At 68.7% G+C, this 17,677-nt stretch carries 12 protein-coding genes and 2 pseudogenes; 5 read left to right on the top strand and 9 right to left on the bottom strand.

Going from position 1 to position 17,677, the window contains the following annotated elements; translation table 11 throughout:
- Nucleotides 1-481 precede the first annotated feature (481 nt).
- Nucleotides 482-784, top strand: a pseudogene (locus LUM46_RS26305) (MMPL family transporter); the annotation flags it as partial.
- A gap of 37 nt (nt 785-821) precedes the next feature.
- Nucleotides 822-953: a hypothetical protein gene (locus LUM46_RS26300; RefSeq protein WP_274998239.1), complete on the top strand. Its 132-nt coding sequence runs from the start codon at nt 822-824 to the stop codon at nt 951-953.
- Between the two features lie 44 nt (nt 954-997).
- Here LUM46_RS26300 and LUM46_RS26295 read toward each other — a convergent pair whose 3' ends face one another.
- Together LUM46_RS26295 and LUM46_RS26290 are read right to left on the bottom strand one after the other, a co-directional pair.
- The gene (locus LUM46_RS26295) at nt 998-2,893 is read right to left on the bottom strand and encodes a M15 family metallopeptidase (RefSeq protein WP_274998238.1); all 1,896 of its coding nucleotides are present in this window, start codon (nt 2,891-2,893) and stop codon (nt 998-1,000) included.
- 115 nt (nt 2,894-3,008) lie between these two features.
- Nucleotides 3,009-7,097, bottom strand: coding sequence for a DUF7507 domain-containing protein (locus LUM46_RS26290; protein WP_274998237.1), 4,089 nt, complete (start codon nt 7,095-7,097; stop codon nt 3,009-3,011).
- Nucleotides 7,098-7,391: 294 nt separating this feature from the next.
- Here LUM46_RS26290 and LUM46_RS26285 point away from each other — a divergent pair, with 294 nt between their 5' ends.
- Complete coding sequence (locus LUM46_RS26285) at nt 7,392-9,035, top strand: helix-turn-helix transcriptional regulator (RefSeq protein WP_274998236.1); 1,644 nt, start codon at nt 7,392-7,394, stop codon at nt 9,033-9,035.
- 40 nt (nt 9,036-9,075) lie between these two features.
- Here LUM46_RS26285 and LUM46_RS26280 read toward each other — a convergent pair.
- The 3 genes and pseudogenes from LUM46_RS26280 to LUM46_RS26270 all read right to left on the bottom strand — a co-directional run.
- Nucleotides 9,076-9,396 (bottom strand): annotated as a pseudogene (locus LUM46_RS26280) (alcohol dehydrogenase catalytic domain-containing protein); the annotation flags it as partial.
- 8 nt (nt 9,397-9,404) lie between these two features.
- Entirely contained in the window at nt 9,405-9,845 is a 441-nt protein-coding gene (locus tag LUM46_RS26275; RefSeq protein ID WP_274998242.1) for a MarR family winged helix-turn-helix transcriptional regulator, read from the bottom strand.
- A 74-nt stretch (nt 9,846-9,919) separates the two neighbouring features.
- Entirely contained in the window at nt 9,920-10,675 is a 756-nt protein-coding gene (locus LUM46_RS26270) for an SDR family NAD(P)-dependent oxidoreductase (RefSeq protein WP_274998241.1), read from the bottom strand.
- A gap of 182 nt (nt 10,676-10,857) precedes the next feature.
- On the opposite strand from LUM46_RS26270, the gene LUM46_RS26265 reads away from it, so the two are divergent.
- Nucleotides 10,858-11,673, top strand: a complete 816-nt coding sequence (locus LUM46_RS26265; protein WP_274998234.1) for an MmyB family transcriptional regulator — start codon at nt 10,858-10,860, stop codon at nt 11,671-11,673.
- A gap of 115 nt (nt 11,674-11,788) precedes the next feature.
- On the opposite strand, the gene LUM46_RS26260 is transcribed toward LUM46_RS26265, so the two are convergent.
- The gene (locus LUM46_RS26260; protein ID WP_274998233.1) at nt 11,789-13,636 is read right to left on the bottom strand and encodes an FtsX-like permease family protein; all 1,848 of its coding nucleotides are present in this window, start codon (nt 13,634-13,636) and stop codon (nt 11,789-11,791) included.
- 4 nt (nt 13,637-13,640) lie between these two features.
- Nucleotides 13,641-14,399 (bottom strand): ABC transporter ATP-binding protein, encoded by a 759-nt coding sequence (locus LUM46_RS26255; RefSeq protein WP_274998232.1) that lies wholly within the window; start codon nt 14,397-14,399, stop codon nt 13,641-13,643.
- Nucleotides 14,400-14,635: 236 nt separating this feature from the next.
- On the opposite strand from LUM46_RS26255, the gene LUM46_RS26250 reads away from it, so the two are divergent.
- Nucleotides 14,636-15,586: a CPBP family intramembrane glutamic endopeptidase gene (locus LUM46_RS26250; RefSeq protein ID WP_274998230.1), complete on the top strand. Its 951-nt coding sequence runs from the start codon at nt 14,636-14,638 to the stop codon at nt 15,584-15,586.
- On the opposite strand, the gene LUM46_RS26245 is transcribed toward LUM46_RS26250, so the two are convergent.
- Together LUM46_RS26245 and LUM46_RS26240 are read right to left on the bottom strand one after the other, a co-directional pair.
- On the bottom strand, nt 15,521-16,192 hold the full coding sequence (locus LUM46_RS26245) for a response regulator (protein WP_274998229.1): 672 nt from the start codon (nt 16,190-16,192) through the stop codon (nt 15,521-15,523). The genes LUM46_RS26250 and LUM46_RS26245 overlap by 66 nt on opposite strands.
- On the bottom strand, nt 16,189-17,451 hold the full coding sequence (locus tag LUM46_RS26240) for a sensor histidine kinase (RefSeq protein ID WP_274998228.1): 1,263 nt from the start codon (nt 17,449-17,451) through the stop codon (nt 16,189-16,191). Before LUM46_RS26240 ends, LUM46_RS26245 begins: the two co-directional genes overlap by 4 nt.
- Nucleotides 17,452-17,677 lie beyond the last annotated feature (226 nt).

Below are 17,677 nucleotides of genomic sequence, written 5' to 3'. Positions count from 1 at the left end.
GTAGACAACCTGGATCCAACCGAACGCAAGGGCCGTTGCGCTACCTGCCGAAATTTGCCCCTGACCAGCAACGACGCAGGTCAGGACGTGAAGCAGTCATGAGACCCTCGGCGCCGCTGAATAGGGCTCTAAGAGAACGAGTAGACAAAGGCACCGCGACGCGCACCATCACGGCCCGTATTTCTTGCCACTCCGAGCCAGCCGTAGACACGGTAGCCAGAGCGGCACAACGGCACGAAACCGCCATACTCCGCTGCGACGGGAGGGGCTATCCTCGCCGCCGTACGAAATTTGCACAGGTGCACGCGCGAGTGCTCTACCCTCCGGCGCCTTGGCTATGTCCTCAGCCTGCTGATTACCAAATCTCTACCGGAGGCAAGTCAGGACGGACACCCGCACTGACAAGATTTCCAGTGCCTGCCGCCGGTCCCGGGCAAGCCGACTTAGCGCGTCCATTCCTCGGTGAATGGGCTCTGAACGGCTCATCATGGTGGCGGTCTTCGGCGGATTCATCTTCTGGGAGGCCGCCCTGGTCCGTTCCATCGGCTTCGGTCCCGCCTTCGGCGTGCTCCTTGACGCCTTCGTCGTCAGGCTGCTGCTCATGCCCGCGCTCATGCATCTGCTCGGCAAGAGCGTCTGGCGGCTCCCGCGATGGCTCGATCGCATCCTTCCCCACGTCGACATCGAGGGGAGCCGGCTGAACAACCGTCCGCGCGGACGGAGCGCCGTTGACGATACGGCGATGACGGCGCGGGAATCCACCCGGATCCCACCTCGGAGATGAGGTTGCCCCTCGGCCGTGCTCCTTCGAGATTGTCGGCATGCTGATCGGACAGCAGCGCCCCTCCGAGGTCCAGGCGGGGCATGAGGCCGCTGCCGAGCACTTGTTCAGCGTGGCCTCGGCCACGGTGCGGAGCGCCACCGTGGAGTACACGATGATCGGCGCTATCTAGGACTCGTGCGGTCCGCTCGATCCCACCGTCGTCGCGGCCGCGGTTCAGTCACTCGGTCGGTTCTCGGTGCGGTCAGCGCCGCGGCCCAGACCCCTGACCAGGCCGGAGATCGCGCCGGCGGACTTGGACGAGCTGGGTGAGGGGGTCGGAGCGTCCAGGGCCGGACGCGGTGCGCTCTGTGACGGTGACGGTGACGGTGACGGTGACGGTGACGGTGACGGGGTGGCCGAGGGCTGCTGGCTCGGCTGGGAAGGGGGCGGGCTGGGTGCCGGTGGAACCGACGGCTCCGGGCTCGGCTGCGTCGGTGACGGCTTCGGGGTGGGTGTCGGCTTGGGTGCCGGAACGCTGGGTGACGGCTTCGGGCTGGGCTTCGGGGTCGGTTTGGTGGAGGGCTTGTCCGCAGGCTTGGACGGTTTGGTCGGCTTGCTGGTCTCGCCGCCCGACGGCCGACCCTTCGACGGGGCTTCCACCTCGCGTCCGGGACCTGCGGCCTTGTTGCCGCCCTTCTTGCCCTCGCCCTTCGCGCCGTCCTTCGTGCGGTACTGCTTGCCGTCGCTCCTGGTGTCCTTGTTGTTGTCGCTCCTCTCGCTGTCGACCTGCTCGATCGTGCCGGTCGAGGTGGGGTACCAGGTGTCGACGTCAGACGGGTCGATCGCCCGGTCGGGTACCGGGCCGGCGGCGAAGAACTCGAAGTGCCACGGCTCAGGCTTGCTCCCACCCGGACGCGCCCAGGACGGGTTGTCCCACCCGTAACCGGGCCCGTGCACCCGCAACCACACGTACTCGCGTGAGGCGCCACCGGAGATCGGGTCGCTCAGGTCCACCGCCAGGCCCCACCCATGGTTTGATGTGCCCGGCATGGCCGCCAGGTGCGGCTTCGCCGCCGCGACCGCCACCTGCCCCCCGTAGGACCGATAGGAGTCGGTGATCGGGATCGGGTACCCGAACTCGTTCTCGAACGCGGCACTGAGCGCGGTCAGCTGCCGAGCGGCATCACAGCGCAGCAGGTGCCCGGGTGCGAAGTCCAGCGGGCAGAGCACCCCGGTCGGGATCCGCCCGTTGGCATACCCCGCCGTCGAAGCGCCGAACGTGGTCACGACGTCCCGCAGGCTCTGCCGCAACGACGACCCCTGCCCCTGTTCCACGCCGGGCAGTGTCAGGATCTGGCGCGTGGAGGGGTCCTCATGCTGATCGGCGCGCAGCACCTCGACCTCGGTCACCAGTGCGGCGTCGTCGAGCAGCTTCACCAGCCGCACCGCCGCGACCACCACTTCCTCGTACGTAACCCAACCGGTGTGCTCATGCGCCCTGTCATGCTCGGATGCGTCGTGCTCAGACGCGCTGGGCTCCGCGGTGTTCGCTGCCTCGGATCCAGCCGTCGAGGTGGGCTCGTACGAGGCCGACACGACGGACGCGACCCCCTCGGACGGCTCCCCGGACGGCTCCTGATCCGACGGTGCGGGCCGCTCGCCGTCGTCCTGCTCGGTGTGGCGCGCGACCGGAGCGTGCTGGATCCGCAGACCCTGGTCCCGCTCCCGCGCCGCCTGCTGCTGCGCGGTGTAGGTCGTGTACAACATGCCCAGCTCCGCAGCGGCCTGCGCCACCACCGGACTGAAGCCCGCACCCTGTACCCGCGCCTCGCGCTGCGCACGCTCCAGCACCGCAACGATCTGCGCCCGGCTCACCTGCTCCGGGACCGTCTCGACCCGCTCGGTCCGCTCGACCGGCCCATCGGTCTCGACCTGGACCTCGGCCCGGGCCAGGACCGGAAGCTCACGGCCACCCCCCGGAGCACCCGGGACAGGGACGCCCGGCATCGCGGCGAACAACAGGCCTCCCGCCGTCACTGTGGCCAGCACGCCCGGCCACGCCGTACGCAACACTCTGCGCAGGTCCAGGCCGGAGATGGACGTTGCGGGGTTCTGTGCCTGGTCCTTCACGCGTCGCTCCCTCTATCGGTGCGTTGCTTCGGTGGTGCGTAGTACAGGTGGTGCGGGGGTGGAAGCCCTGCCCACGGGCAGGGTGCCCGTGGGCAGGGCTTCCGGTGTCATGGCGTCAGCCGATGGTGCGGCGGTGACGCGAGATGACCATCGCGGCAGCACCGAGCAGGATCAGCAGTGCTGCTCCCCCGGCGATCCACCCGACGTTGGCACCCGTCGTCGCGAGGGGCGGCGGGTCGCTCGGCGTGCCCGGGTTCACCGGGTCGGCCGGGTTCACCGGGTTACCGGGCTCGTCCGGCGTGCCGGGGTCACCGGGCTTGCCGGGCTCCTTCGGGGTGGCGCACACGTCCGCGCTGTCGGTCAGGTCGTTGTGACCGATGCCGGCAGTGTTCGCGAACCCGCCCGGCTTACCAGAACCGGACTCGGGGCACGTGAACGTGGACTCGTTGGCGGCGTCACCGTCAACGGTGGCCTGAACCTTGACCCGGTACGTGTGGGTGGCTCCCGCACGCAGGTTCACGCCGGTGGCGATCACGTTCGCGTCGTCATCCTCGATCCCCTGACCGGTCCACGACTCCGCAGCCGTCACGCCCTTGGGCGTCGCCGTCACGTCCGCGGACGTGACCTCGATGCCCGCACCGAACCGCAGGCGGTCGGTGAGCGTGTACTTACCGTCGGCGGCACCGCTGTTGGTGGCCTTGATCTCGTAGGTGATCGTCCACTCGCCGTCCTTGCCGGCGACGGGGTCGCCGACGACGGACTTGGTGATGTCGATCGACGGGATCGGTGCGCACGCCTGATCGTCCTCGACCTGGCCGGCCGGGTCGGTCATGGCGGACGTGTTGTTGAACGCCGTGTCGGAGTCGTCACCGTCGGGGCCGCACATGGTCGGGTCGTCCGCCGTGCCGGCGCCTGGCACCTGCAGCGGGACGTCGGCGATCACGGTCAGCTCGTACCGGTGCGGCTCGTAGTCGCCGTGGTCGTTACCGAGGAGCGGCACCGCGGAGGCGACGGTGAGGTTCTTCTGGCCGTCCCAGGCCGGTTCGGCCAGCGTCACGCCGTCCGGCGAGGACGTCACCTCGGCCGAGACGATGGTTGCCGCCTCGGCGAAGTGCAGCTCGTCGTCCAGCGTGTACGACGTCGGCGCCGCGGCCGTCGTGTTGGTCACCTCGATGCCGTACACGACCTCCCACTGACCGTCGCCGATCGGCTTGGCCGAGATCAACGTCTTCTCGTGCGCCGGGTCGCCGACGCGAATCAAGATTGACGGGTCGCAGTTGATCGTCGGCGCCACCTCGGAGTCCTCCGGCTGGGCGGCCTCCGCACACGCGGTGTTGACGACGCCCTCGCCGACCGAGGCGCCAGCGGTGATCTCGAACTCGTGGCTCTCGGTAGCACCGGGCTCCAGCGAGTCGATGGTGAAGGAGCCGAGCTCGGGTTGCTTGTCGTCGGAGACGACGACGTCGGTCAGCGTGCCCTGGCCGGTGTTCTCCACCACGATCCGGTATCGGATCGTGTCACCGTCCCGGAAGACCGGGGCGTCCGCGACGTCGTTCGCGTCACGCCACTGCCCGTCGAGGTCCTGCACGTACTTCTTGAGCGACGCGGAGTACATCGTGCCCATGGTCAGCGGCTCCGACGTCCGCATGACCAGCCGGGTGTGCTCCGCACGCGCCTGCGAACGGTTCACCCAGGTGTCACCCGGGTCCGCACCCTCGGTCTCGATGTCGATGCGGAACGCGAGGGTGGCCCCCGGCAGGAGCTCCCCACCGATCACGCGGATGGCCGTCGGGTTCTCCGGCTGGGTGGTGGTCCACCCCACCGTGTTGCCGTCAGGGTCGCCCGCGGCGCCGTTCGACTCGTCCGCCGGGTCGTCCGAGAGCGTCGCCGGGTCAGCTTCGGTGTAGTACACCGTCGCGCCCTCCGGTACCTCCACGTCCGTCACCCGGTAGGTGCCCTCGAAGTCCGTCCCGCGGCCGTCGCCGTTGTACGGGAGGATGTCGATGGTGTCCGTGTAGGCCTGTGGAAGCGGGTCCTGCGACTTGAGCGTCACTGTCCAGGATCCCTCGCCGTCGCCCGAGCCGTCCGGGTTGGCGATGAACCACTGGTCGGTGGTCTTGGCGATCAGCGTGCTACCACTGGTGCTGACCGTGACCTGAGCGGTAGCGGGCCGCGACGACTCACCTGCCAGGGAACTGGTGGCCGTGTTGGTGAGCACCTGCCCCGGCACCACCGAGTTGCCGGCCACCGCCTGGTAGGTGAGCTCCTGCGGCTCGTTCGTCGGCACGCCGTCGATGGACCAGGTCAGGACCTGCTGCCCCTCGCCGTTCGTGGTCACCGTCGGCTCCGGGTCGGCGGACCCGCCGACGTAGGACATGCCCACCGGCAAGGTGTCCACGACCGAGTAGTCGTCGACCGTGTCGGGCAGCGCGCCCGAACCGTTCGCCGAGTACGTCAGCGTGAACGTCGCCGGCTCACCGGGCCGTACCGTCGACCGGTCCGCGCTCTTCTGGATGGCAGGGGTCGCGTAGATGATCCGCAGGATGTCGCGGCGCCCGTTCGTGCCGGGATAGCGCGCGTCAGGAGTAGGCGTGGTCAGCCCTGGCACCTGGCTGGGGCTCTCCCAGACACCGGTGACCGGGTTGTAGACCTGGCCGAACATCCAGACGTCCTGGCCGGTCGCCACGTCGTCCTCGATCGTGGGATACGCCTTGAGCTGCATCGAGTTCCAGCCCTCGTCCGCGGGCAGCGAGCCCGGGTAGAGGATCCGCACGGCACCGACCGTGGTCAGGTCCGCCGGCTCCGTGGTCGTCCAGCTTCCCGGGTCGCTACCACAGCTGAACGTGTTCGGGTCACCGACGTCGCCCACGTAGTACTCGACTGGGGGCGGGTTCTCAAACTCACCGGATCCGCCGGCGTGGTTGAAGCCGATGACCATCGCGGTCTGCCCCTCCGGCACCGGGGCGTAGTCGACATAGGCGGTGTCGAACACCAGGCACTGACCGTGCTGCGCCGAAGGCTCCGTGTTCTGGCGGCTGTAGATGTTGTTGACGTACTGCATGACCGTCGCCCCGGCGAACGTCCGGTAGGTGTCGTCCCACGGGGTACCACCCGCACCCGTGTAGGGCCTGCTCCATGCCGCGTGCCAGCGACCGGGCAGCACGTACGACTTGCCCGTGGAGTTGTTGGCGGCGAGGTCCGTGGTCGTCAGTCCGGTCGTCGACGTGTACGTCGGCGCGTTCGACTGCAGCGCGAGCGATCCGGCCTGGTTCGTCTCGATGTGGAACCACAGGCTGCCGCTGGCGATGTAGTTCCAGTCCGCCGGCAAGGGGTCGCGGCCGATCGTCGAGTCAAACTCCGGCACGTTGGCCAGGTCGTAGTTGATACCGCTCAGCGTCAGGTCGAAGACGCCGGGCTGACCGGCGACCGGCGTCAGCGCGCAGCTGTCCACGAACGACGTCTGCTGGTCGGCGGGATAGCCCGGCAGCTCCGACCACGGAACCCCGCTGGCACGGTTGTTGTTGAACGGCGAGCAGCCAGGAAGATCGCCCGGCGTGCTGGATCCGACGGTAACGGGGGCACCGTTGCTGTCGGTGAGCTGCAGCCGGTAGGTCACGCTGTCGGGACCGGGATCCGAACCCTTGCCCAGCCGCAGTGCCCACTGCAGGTCCAGGTCGAGCGCGGTGTAGTCGTCGTTCCAGTAGTAGTTGCCGGTGTTGCCGCCGAACTGCATGTCCAGCTCGAAGTCGTTCACGATCTCGATCGGGTCCAGGGGCAGCTCCTGGCCGTTGATCTCACCGACCGCGGTGAGCTGCTCACCGGTCGCGCCATCAACCACCACGGGCGTCTGCACCACGACGGCCGTGCCCTGCACGACCGTGCCCAGGTTGCAGGTCAGCGTCCTGCCGTCCTCGGAGATCGCCGAGACCGGGTCGACGTCCGCGGTGAGACAGACGTCGGGGATCTCGTTGAACCGTCCCTTGTCCAGAGTGGCGGTGAAGGTCACGTTCTCCACCGGCTCGTTCGCCGGCGCCTCCTCGTCGTCATTGACGTTGACCCGCCACACGGCGTTGACCACGTCACCGCGGCCCACCGTGGCCGGCGTGCCCTCCTCCCACTCACCCGCGATCTCGTACACGGTCTCGGCGAACGCCGGCGGTGCCGCCGCGACGACGAGCCCGCTGCACGCTGTCGCGGCGGCCATCGCCCCGCCGAGCAAGCGCTTGAACAGACTGCGCCTGGCATGACGAGCCCCCGGCGACCCTTCAGAAGACCGGCCGCTTGCGCGACCGGTGCGACGATCTTGTGACGCACTGCGCATGGCTTTCCTTTCCTGTTCGCACGCGCCGCTCGCGTGCTCATTGCCATCCCATTAGGGCGCCGAGATGCAAGTCGGAAGCAGCCGATCCAGTGAAAATCATCAGTCGCATCATCAGTTCCAGGCCGGAAATCACCCGCTGCCGCGCGAGGTGATCGATGTAAAGGCAAGATCCGAAGCGTGGCCACATCACCTGAACCGGACTCCCTGAGCGACAGCGAAGTCCGCGCCTGCCTGGCGTCCGGGGATCTGGATCGGATCGAGGAGCTGTTCGACACGCTCTGGTACGACCTGGCGGCGAGATTTGCCCCCGAGGTGCTGCGAGCGGTCGAGAAAATCCCGACCGGGGCGTTCGACGCCCGCCCTCGGCTGCTGCACGCGGTGCTGCTGTCTTACCGTTGCTTGACCTACCGGGGTCTGAGCCATCACCGGCTACGCCGGACGCTCCAGTTCTACGTGGCCATGGGGCAGCGCTACGGGAGACGGATGAGCTCGTTCACCCGGTCGGGTGACCTGGTCTCGGCCGGCGCGGCCGCCGTCATCTCCGAGCGGATGCGCGGGGAGTTCGGCGAGGCCGAGCGCATCGGTGCCTGGACCGATGCGCAGGTCACCTTGAAGCGGGAGCCCCCGGCGCCACCGTGGACAGCGGTCCGCCCGGCGGTCCTACCCGGGTGGCTGTCGGCCGAACGCGGGTTCACGGCGATGCTCGCAGGCTCCCCGGACCAGGCGACCCGGCTGTTCAGCCGTGCGTTCGCCGAATCAGGCGAGCCGCCGCACGCACACTACGCAGGGGCGAACGCCGCGGCGAACCTGGCGCTCCTCGCAGCGTATCGAGGCCACCTCGACCTTGCCCGCACCTGGCTCGAGGCACTCGAACATCTGGGACCGCTCCCTGACTGGATCGAGCACCAGACCGCTCTCGGCGCGGAGATCGCCCGGATACTCATCGCCATCGACGAGAGCGACCCCTCGACTGCGGCACTACTCCTGGACAGGATCGGGCCGGCGACGCAATTGACGGAGCTGTGGCCCTTCGTGGCACTTGCCGGTGCCTACTACGAGGCGCACTTCGGCGACCCACACAAAGGGCTCCGCGTGCTCGACACCGCACGCCAGCAGCATGGCGCACTCAGCCCGGACACGACAACCACGACGGGAGAGCTCGTACTGCGCGCCGAGGCGAAGCTCCTCTTGCGCACCGGCGCAGGGACGCGCGTGCTGCACCTCGCCGAACGGCACGCCGAGGTCGAGTCGCTCACGCTGTTCGCCGCCTGGGCACACCTCATGGCCGGCGAGGACAACGACGCGGTGCGGCTGTCCACGGAGATGCTCCAGTACGGGGACCTGCCGGTCAACGACCGAATGGGCCACCACCTTGTCCAAGCCGCCGCGCACCTGCGGGCGCAGCACCGAAATCGCGCACGCGCGTCGTTCCTGGCGGCGACGCGGCTGCGCTCCACCCCGAGACACGTCTCGCCGTTCCTGTCGTTGCGCGACGGCGAGCTCGACGAGCTCGCGAGCTTGGCTCAGGTGCCGAATCCGCTGCACAGCGCCGCAGCCGCGACGCGGCGCAACACTCCGCCGTCGGCCCCCATCGTGCACCTCACCCCGCGCGAGCGCGAGGTGCTCCACGCGCTCAGCGCCAGGCAGACCGCCGAGCAGGCGGCGATGCAGTTCGGTGTCTCGGTGACGACCGTGCGCACCCAGATCCGCAAGATCTACGCCAAGCTGAACGTCTCGCACCGCACCGAGGCGATCGCCAGAGCCCAGGAGCTGGGACTGATCCGCGTGTCACAGGCATCCCCGCACAACCGCGCGGGATGATCGTGCGCTGGCAGGGGAGGCCGCTCTTGAACGGGATCGCCTGGGCCCAGGGCACCGTGACGAACTCTGCGTAGCCGCCGTCGAACTCGCGGCCCATTCCACCCATCATCGTCGCGACCTGGGTGCCGACGGCGAGCCGCCCGCTCGGGTCCTGGTCGACCACGCCTACCGCCTCGATACCGGGGATCCGGGGGAACGAGCCACTGTACGCCAGGCCCTGTCGGAAGTGCAGCTCTGAACGGTTCAGGCCGAACGCCGCGACCTTGATGCGCACCCAGTCCGGCGCGGACAGCGGGACGGGAACACGTCGCACCCGCAGCACCTCGGAGCCTCCCGCGTGGTCGACGACGACCGCTCGCATGGTCGCGCTCATACCGTCACCTCCGGATCCTTCTGCGCGGCGAGCCGCGCACGCAGGATCGCGAGACCGTGCGTCAGTGCCGTGACGTCGACGCCGGAGCCCTCCAGGTGGTCGGCGAGTGCACGGCCGGCGACCTCCTCCGCGAGTCCGAGCGCGGCGGCACCGGCCGGAGTCAGGACCACCAGTGCGGAGCGGCGATCCAGCGGGTTCGGTTCCCGCCTCACGAGGCCTGCGCGCTCTGTGCGGTCCACGAGCTTGCTCGCTGCGCCCACCGTGATCGACAGATCGGCCGATACCTCGTGGACCCGACAGGCACCAGCGTGCCGGTCCACCACCCGGAGCGCTTCGAGCGTCGCCAAGGACACCGCTCCCCCGGCTGCGAGGCGATCATCGACCATCGCCCAGAGGTCGGTCTCGTAGCGAACCAGCACGTCGAAGAAGTTCTGCATACCGGCCACGACAACCTTCCCAGGAACAATATTCCCGGGAATGCACGTGGCTGCGGGTGGCAACCGCGCGACGATCACCAGGGGAGGTCCACACCTTCCCAGGTCGTGAAGGTGCCGGAAGGCTCGTCGGGGCCGAGGCGGGCGACGCGCACTACCTCGCGGGAGGCGGCCTCGATCGATTCCGTTCCCTCGAAGTTGACGAGAGCGGTGTTCGCAAATCCTGGCGAGACGAGGTTGACCTTGACGCTGCTGCCCTCCAGCTCGATCATCATCGACAGCGTCACGGCGTTGAGCGCCGTCTTCGACGCGGCGTAGACCGGTTCGAAGGCGGACCGGTAGGCGAAGGCGGGATCGGCCGTGGTCGTCAGGGAGCCGAGTGCACTCGTGACATTGACGATGCGCGCACCCGATGACCTGCGCAGCAGCGGCAACATGGCCTGATACATCGCCAGGGCACCGAAGACGTTCACCTCCCACACGCCCCGTACCTCATCGAGAGAAACGGTGCTGGCCTTCGACGCCGCACGGAGCTCGGCCAGATCATGGACGTCCGAGCGGGCGGTGGAGATGCCGGCGTTGTTGACGAGGAGATCGAGGCGGCCGAACTCTTCACGGACTCGTTCGGTGGCCGAGGCAATCGAATCCGCGTCGGTCACGTCGAGCTGGAGCGGGATGGCACCCGCGCCGATCTCCGCGGCTGCCGTCCGCCCACGGGCGAGATCGCGCGACCCGACGAACACGGTGACACCATCGGCGACCAGCTCTTTCGCGACCTGGTTGCCCATGCCCTGGTTGGCTCCGGTGACGAGAGCGATGCGATTCGTGGGCACGAGGCCCTCCCTTGTCTGTCGTGACGTGTTGTCTGTCGTGACGCCGTGGACGAGCCACGTGCCGGTCGGCAACGCGCTCTCTCGCAACTGTGCGGGACCTCCAGCCAGCGAAGAAGACCTCCTCGACCCTAGGAGTGGCAGGACCAGCCAATGCATCCCAGGGGGACCTACCATGGACGACGATGGCGGACGAGACCGGCGAAGCCCGCGAGAACAGGCTCGGCGACTACCTGCGCGCTCGGCGGAAGCTGGTGTCCCCGAGGGCTGTGGGAATGCCCGAGGACCGGCGCCGTCGCGTACCAGGGCTACGCCGCGAAGAGCTGGCCACGCTCGCGGGCATCAGCTCGGACTACTACCTGCGCCTGGAGCAGGGGCGCAACCGAAACCCGTCAGTGCAGGTGCTCGAAGCCATCGCACGGGTGCTGCAGCTCGACGAGTCGTCCACCGAGTACGTCCTCGAGCTGAGCTCCGCAAAGCCACGGGGCTCCCGGCGGCGTGAGACGGTCGCGCCCCGGGTCACGGAGCTCGTCCACTCGATCAACCTGCCTGCGTTCGTCACCGGGCGATACCTGGAGGTGCTCGCGAGCAACCCGCTCGCCCGCGCCCTCTCCCCCGCGCTCCGGCCGGGGCAGAATCTGCTCCGATCGCTGTTTCTCGACGCGGACCAGCGCATGCACCTCGACCACCACGAGATGGTCGCGATGTTCCGCAAGCACGTAGGGACCGATCTCGATGACCCACGGGTCGTGCAGCTGGTCGGTGAGCTGTCACTGGCCAGCGAAGCGTTCCGGGAGGTATGGGCCCGGCACGAAGTGCGTCCGGCCCGTGGCGGCCCCGTCCTCATCGATCACCCGCAGGTCGGCCCGATGGAGCTGAACCTCTCCAAGCTCGCCGTGGACGACTCCGGCGACCAGCTGCTCGTCGTCTACCACCCCACCGACAGCCATCCGGAGGGCAGGGACCGACTCATCCGGCTCACGTCCTTGGGCGAGGACTGAGTCCCCGGTACGAGCACCCATCCGCCGTCGGGCACCTGCGGGCCAGCCACGGATCGACGTCATCGCGGCTTGGCGAGTTGACGAGCGACTGCTGGCCCGCGTGCTGCGTCGACGACTATCGGTTCCGGGCTCGACCGGCAATCCTCGCGGGCACCATGGTCGCCGCCGACGTGATGAGTACGACCGCCCCGGACAGCGCCCCGTACACCGGCCATTCGATGGCCGGAGAGAAGCCGCCGAGCATGCCGTACGCAACGCCCACGAGCGCCGGAATCACCGACAGCGTGCCGATCGCCCAGGCCATGACCATGACGAACACCGATTCGACCGAGATCATCGACGCGAGCTGACGGCGGGTGGTACCGATGCGGCGCAGGAGGACGAACTCCGGCCTACGCGCGCTGGTGAGCATGACCAGGGTGTTCGCGGCGGCAACCGCGAGAAAGAAGATGAGTACGAACAGCAGGATCGCCCCTAGTTCCTGCTGGGATGCCGCACCGGCCACCGTCTCGTCGACGTAGTCGTCCACGGAAACCGTCTGCAGCCCGATGGGGGCCAGATCTGCCGACCCCTGCGCGAACAAGACGTCGGCAGCCGCCTCCCGATCGGAGCTGGGCAGCGACGACTCGCCGATGATGTAGCCGCCGAAGCCGAGGCCCCGGTCGTAGACGGCCACGATGGTCGACGATACCTCGGCGCCGCCGTCGAACCGCAGTTCCACGGTGTCACCGACACCCTTGCCGGTGGCGAAAAGGCTCTCGCTGCTGACGGCGATCGTGGAGGGGCCGGTGAGGTCGTCCATGGAGCCGGCGGTCACACCCACGTCGACGAGACCGGACATGCCGCCGGATACGACACGCAGGCCGGTCTGCTCCCAGGAGAGGCCGCCAAGGTCCTCGTCGGAGTCGACCTTGACCTCTGCGGGAACGGTCGAGCTGGCCACGACCGCGTCGATACCTGGAGTGGATGCGACGGCGGCTGCCTGCTCGGTCGTCACACCGTCCGCGGAGGTGATGACGACAGCTGAGCCCAGGCCTGCGCGCAGCTGCATGCCTGCCGCGTCCACCATGCTGCCGTTGACGCCTGTCTGTACGGTCCCGAGGGCAAGGAAGAGGGCGAGCGGGATGATCGCCGTCGTCAGCCGGCGCGAGAAGCCACGGCTGTTGACGAGTGCGAGCATGACGGCCGCGTTGCTCGAGGAGCGTGTGGCGTGCGCTGCCCGCCGGGCGATCATGCCGACGACTGCCGGCCCGGCCAGCGCCGCGGCGCTGATGAGGAGGAAAGCGGAGGTTGCGCCGGCAGCGCTGCCCAGCGTGCCGGGCACGATGAACGGTGTACCGGCCACGAGGAGGCCAGATACGAGCAGTGCGACGGCGGTGGTACGCCGCGCTCCGGACAGGCTGGACGGCTCGACGGAGGCACCCCGAACGGCCGCGGTCGGGCTGGCTTTCGTCACCTCGCGGGCCGCGAGCCGGGCGGCGAGCAGCGCGGTCGGGAACAGCAGGAACAGCGACCCGACCACCGGAAGCGGTGAGATGGCCAGTTCGAACCCGCCGGGCACGATGCCACCGGACTCGAGCACCGGCGTGAGCAGCCTCGCGGCGAACAGCCCGGGGACGGCGCCGAGCGGCGCCGCGAGCGCGAAGACGATGGCGACCTCGGCCGTCACCATCGCGCGCACCTGCGTGGGGGTGGCTCCGACGGCGCGCAGCAGGGCGAACTGCGCGTTCCGCTGTCGCAGCGCCGAGGCGAAGGTGGAGGCGACGACGAGCACGACGACGAGGATCGCCGTACCGGCGAACGAGGCAGCCACGGTAGTGAGCAACGGCGCGTCACCGCGCAGGCCGCTCTCCATGAGTACACCGTTGGCTGAGAGGAGGGCGGCGGCTGACATGACGATGAGAAAGCTGCCGATGAAGCTGGAGCGGTAGGCCCGTACCGCTGAGCGGGCGAACGACCACATGGCGCTACCGTCCCAGCTCGACGAGGCGGGCGGCGATCTGGCTCGTGGTCGGCGCTACGAGCTCGCCGGCCAGTCGTCCGTCCGCCAGGAACTGCACGTCGTCCGCGGTGGCGGCGACCTGCGGGTCGTGGGTGACGAGCACCAGCGTCTGCGTGAAGCGCTTGGCGGTACCGCGCAGCACGTCGAGCACCTGTTCGCCCGTGCGGCGGTCAAGGGCACCGGTGGGCTCGTCGGCGAACACGACGGTGGGCCTCGTGATGAGTGCGCGGGCGATGGCGACGCGCTGCGCCTGACCCCCCGACAGCTCACTCGGCAGACGCTCGGTCATGCCCGTCAGCCCGACCGAGTCGATCAGCGCCTGCTGCCACTGCTCGTCGGGGCGCCGACCGTCGAGCAGCATCGGCAGCTGGATGTTCTCGCTGACGGTCAGGTGGCCGATGAGGTTGTACGACTGGAACACGAAGCCGATCTGACGCCGGCGAAGGCGGGTGACGGCATCCGAGGAGAGCTCGGTGATGTCGGTGTCACCGATGATCACCTGACCGCTGGTGGGCGTGTCAAGGCCTGCGGCGAGGTTCAGGAAGGTCGACTTGCCCGCGCCCGAGGGGCCCATGATCGCGGTGAACGCGCCGGGCTGGATGGCGAGCGATACGCCCTGAAGCGCAGCGACCTGCTCCGGGCCGTTCGGGTAGGTCTTGGTGAGGTGGACGAGGCGCACGGCGGAGTCGAGTCGCGCCGGGCCCGCCATCGTGGACGAGATCATGAGGCGACCTTTCTGTGAGGGAGGGAAGTCCTTCCTCTGTCGAAGGTAGGCACCGGCCTCGATCCGCTCTACGGGCCTTCGGGCCAACTCCTGGCCTTGCGTCTTTCGATGCAGATCTGCGCCTTGCGATGACAGTCACAAAGCTCGATCCTTCGGCTCTCGTTGCGCGCCACGCCAGCTTCTAGCGTCGAGGAGTGGCGGATCCGCGCCACGACCGACTGACGAGAGAAGACATCGTGACCACGACAGACGCTGTGCCGGCCATCGAACGGAGGGGCATCGCGGGGGTCATCAGCCGACACCCGCTCGTCAGCTTCTTCGTGCTCGCGAACGCACTGAGCTGGCTCGCCTGGATCCCGTACGTGCTCTCCGACAACGGACTGGGCGTATGGGACTTCACGTTCCCGAGCGTGCTGGGAACGAGCCAGATCTCCGGGATGCTGCCCGGCGCCTACCTCGGGCCCATCACGTCCGCGCTCCTCGTCACCGCGATCACGGGCGGACTCGCCGGGCTGCGCCAGTGGGGCGCACGTCTGTGGCGCTGGCGCGTGCCCGGGCGCTGGTACGCCATCGCGCTGCTCGGCGTGCCGCTGGCGCTCGTGCTCACCGGGGCCGTGGTCTCCGGTGGTGAGGTGCACGCACCGTCACTGACGGCCCTCATGCTCTACGTGCCCCTGCTGTTTCTCCAGATGATCACGACCGGCCTCGCCGAGGAGCCGGGATGGCGTGACTTCGCTCTGCCCCGACTGCAGGCCAGGCTCGGACCGATGCGCTCGGCCTTCGTCCTCGGACCGCTCTGGGCTCTGTGGCACTTTCCGCTGTTCCTCACCGAGTGGGGCGGCTACCCCGATGCCGACTGGACTCGGCCGGTCTTCTTCACCATCTTCTGCGTCGGCTTCAACGTCGTCATGGCATGGGTCTTCAACAGCACCGGACAGAGCCTGCCCCTGGCGATGCTGGCGCACGTGAGCGTCAACAACTTCGTCTCGGTCATCTGGGGCGAGATGTTCCCGTCCGTCAGCGAGAGCGCCGTGTCGCAGGCACTCGCCGTGAGCGGCGTCATCGCGGCCGTGCTCGTCATCGTGCTCACGCGCGGTCGGCTCGGGTACCGCGGACGAGAGCTAGGTAGCGGCGGGAAGCTCGACGAACCGGTTCTGGTAGGCCCAGACCACCGCTTGCAGCCGTGACTGCACGCCGAGCTTCGGCAGCATGCGGGCGAGGTGTGACTTCACCGTCGACGTCTCGACCACGAGCTCCCGGGCGATCGCCTCGTTGGACATTCCCTGGGCGAGCAGCAACAAGATCTCCTGCTCGCGGCCGGTGAGCACGTCGCTGTCGCGCGATCTGCTCACCGGTTGCAGGGTGCGCCGCCGCACGAACTCACTCATGATGCGGCGGGTCAGCGTCTGGTCGATCGTGCCGTTCCCGGCCGCCACCTGCCGGATCGCCGCCGTGATCGCATCAGGCTCCGCGTCCTTGAGCAGAAAGCCCGAGACGCCTGCCTCCAGCGCACCGAAGACGTAGTCGTCGAGGTCGAACGTGGTGAGCACGAGCACGGGGATCGGGTCTTCGACGTCGGGACCGCAGAGCGCACGCGCGACGGTGATGCCGTCCTGCCCGGGCATGCGGATGTCGAGGCAGGCCACATCCGGACGCAGCTCCCGTGCCATCGCGAGGGCTTGGATACCGTCTGTGGCCTCGCCGACCACCTCGAGGTCGTCCTCCAGGCTCACCAGTGCCGTCAGGCCGGCACGCACCAGAGGCTGGTCGTCGGCAATGAGTACGCGGATCATGTGGGCTCCTCGGCCAGGTCTTCGATCGTCGTGTCCCTCGCGAGCATGAGGTGCACTTCCCAGCCACCGTCCTGGGTGGGTCCATGGTGCAGCTCGGCGGCGACGAGCTCGGCACGCTCGCGCATGCCGATCAGCCCGAAGCCTCCACCAGGCCCCAGGTCGGGCGCATGTGCTCCGTCGTTCTGCACGAGCACGCTCAGGTGTGCCGGGTCACGGTCGTCGATCTCGACGACGCAGTTCGCACCCGGTGCGTGCGCGGCGGCATTCGCCAGGGACTCCTGCACCATGCGGTACGCCACCAGCTGCCCGAGCGGCCCGACACCCGCTCCGAGCTCGTGCTCCGCGGTGAACAACACCAGCTCCACCTCGGTGCCGGCGCTGCGGCGCAGCTCGACGAGCTCGTGTACCGCGGCCAGCGTCTCGACAGACCGACTGCTCTCCGACTCGTCGCGCAGGAGCCCGATCACACGGCGCAGGTCGTCCAGCACTGTCGTGCTCTGCGCACGAACCTGCTGAGCTGCGAGCTTGGCGGCCTCCGGATCGGCATCGACCTGACGGTAGATGGCAGAAGCCAGGAGCGCGATCCCCGACATGTGGTGCGCGGCGATGTCATGCAGCTCCCGCGACATGGCCATGCGCTCCCTGGAGACCGCAGCCTGGATCAGCGCGTCGCCCTCGCGTTTCAGGGCCAGGAGCTCTTTGCCGCGGGCGACCCGCGCGTCCTTCCGAGCGGCGAGGACGAGGCCGATGGCCAGTGGGATGCCCACGACCGCGAGCGCCTGCAGCGACGCGGCAGTGATGGTCGCGATGTCGAGCGCGGCCCCGCTGCGAACGTCGTTGATGGTTTGGGAGCCGGCGACGAGCAGGACGACCACGGGCAGCACAACCCTGAGCCTTCTCAGTGGTTCACGCAGGACGGCCCAGCAGACGCCGAACGAGACAGCGATCGTCGTCAGACTGAAGGTGGCCCCTGGCACTGCGATGGCGTGCACCAGCGGGACCAGCGCGACCGCCACCAGCACCTTCCCGGAGGCGCGCCTGGCCCACAACAGCGCGACCGCCTCGACGAGGATGAGCGCGGCCACGATCCACCAGGCGGCATCGGCGGGCGAGACCGCGACGATGCCCTCGTCGGGTTCGGCTGCGGCGAGGAGCGGCAGAGCGAGCAGTGAGCCGATCGCCAGTGCCCCGCACACGCCCGCGGCGACTATCTCGGCGGTACTCGCAGTCCTGGTGGGCGAAAGCGGCCATGCGCTCATTCGACGAATTGTATGTCGTGCAGGAAGGACGCTCTCGGCGTTGGTCCCCAGGCTCCCCGCCCACTTCCATGAAGTCCAGGAAGCGCTGCCGGGTGTCCGGGGCGCGGTAGGTCACGCCCTTCCGCATCGGCCACGGCGGGACACCGCCGTACGGCAATCTCCGTATCCGGGGCCTGCATCTGCACGACGACCCGGACGCAGGACATCGAGAGGCTGGGGCATCATC

The organism is Promicromonospora iranensis, assembly GCF_028994805.1.
GTDB classification, from domain to species: Bacteria; Actinomycetota; Actinomycetes; order Actinomycetales; family Cellulomonadaceae; genus Promicromonospora; species Promicromonospora iranensis.
This window is presented reverse-complemented; position numbering and strand designations above follow the sequence as displayed.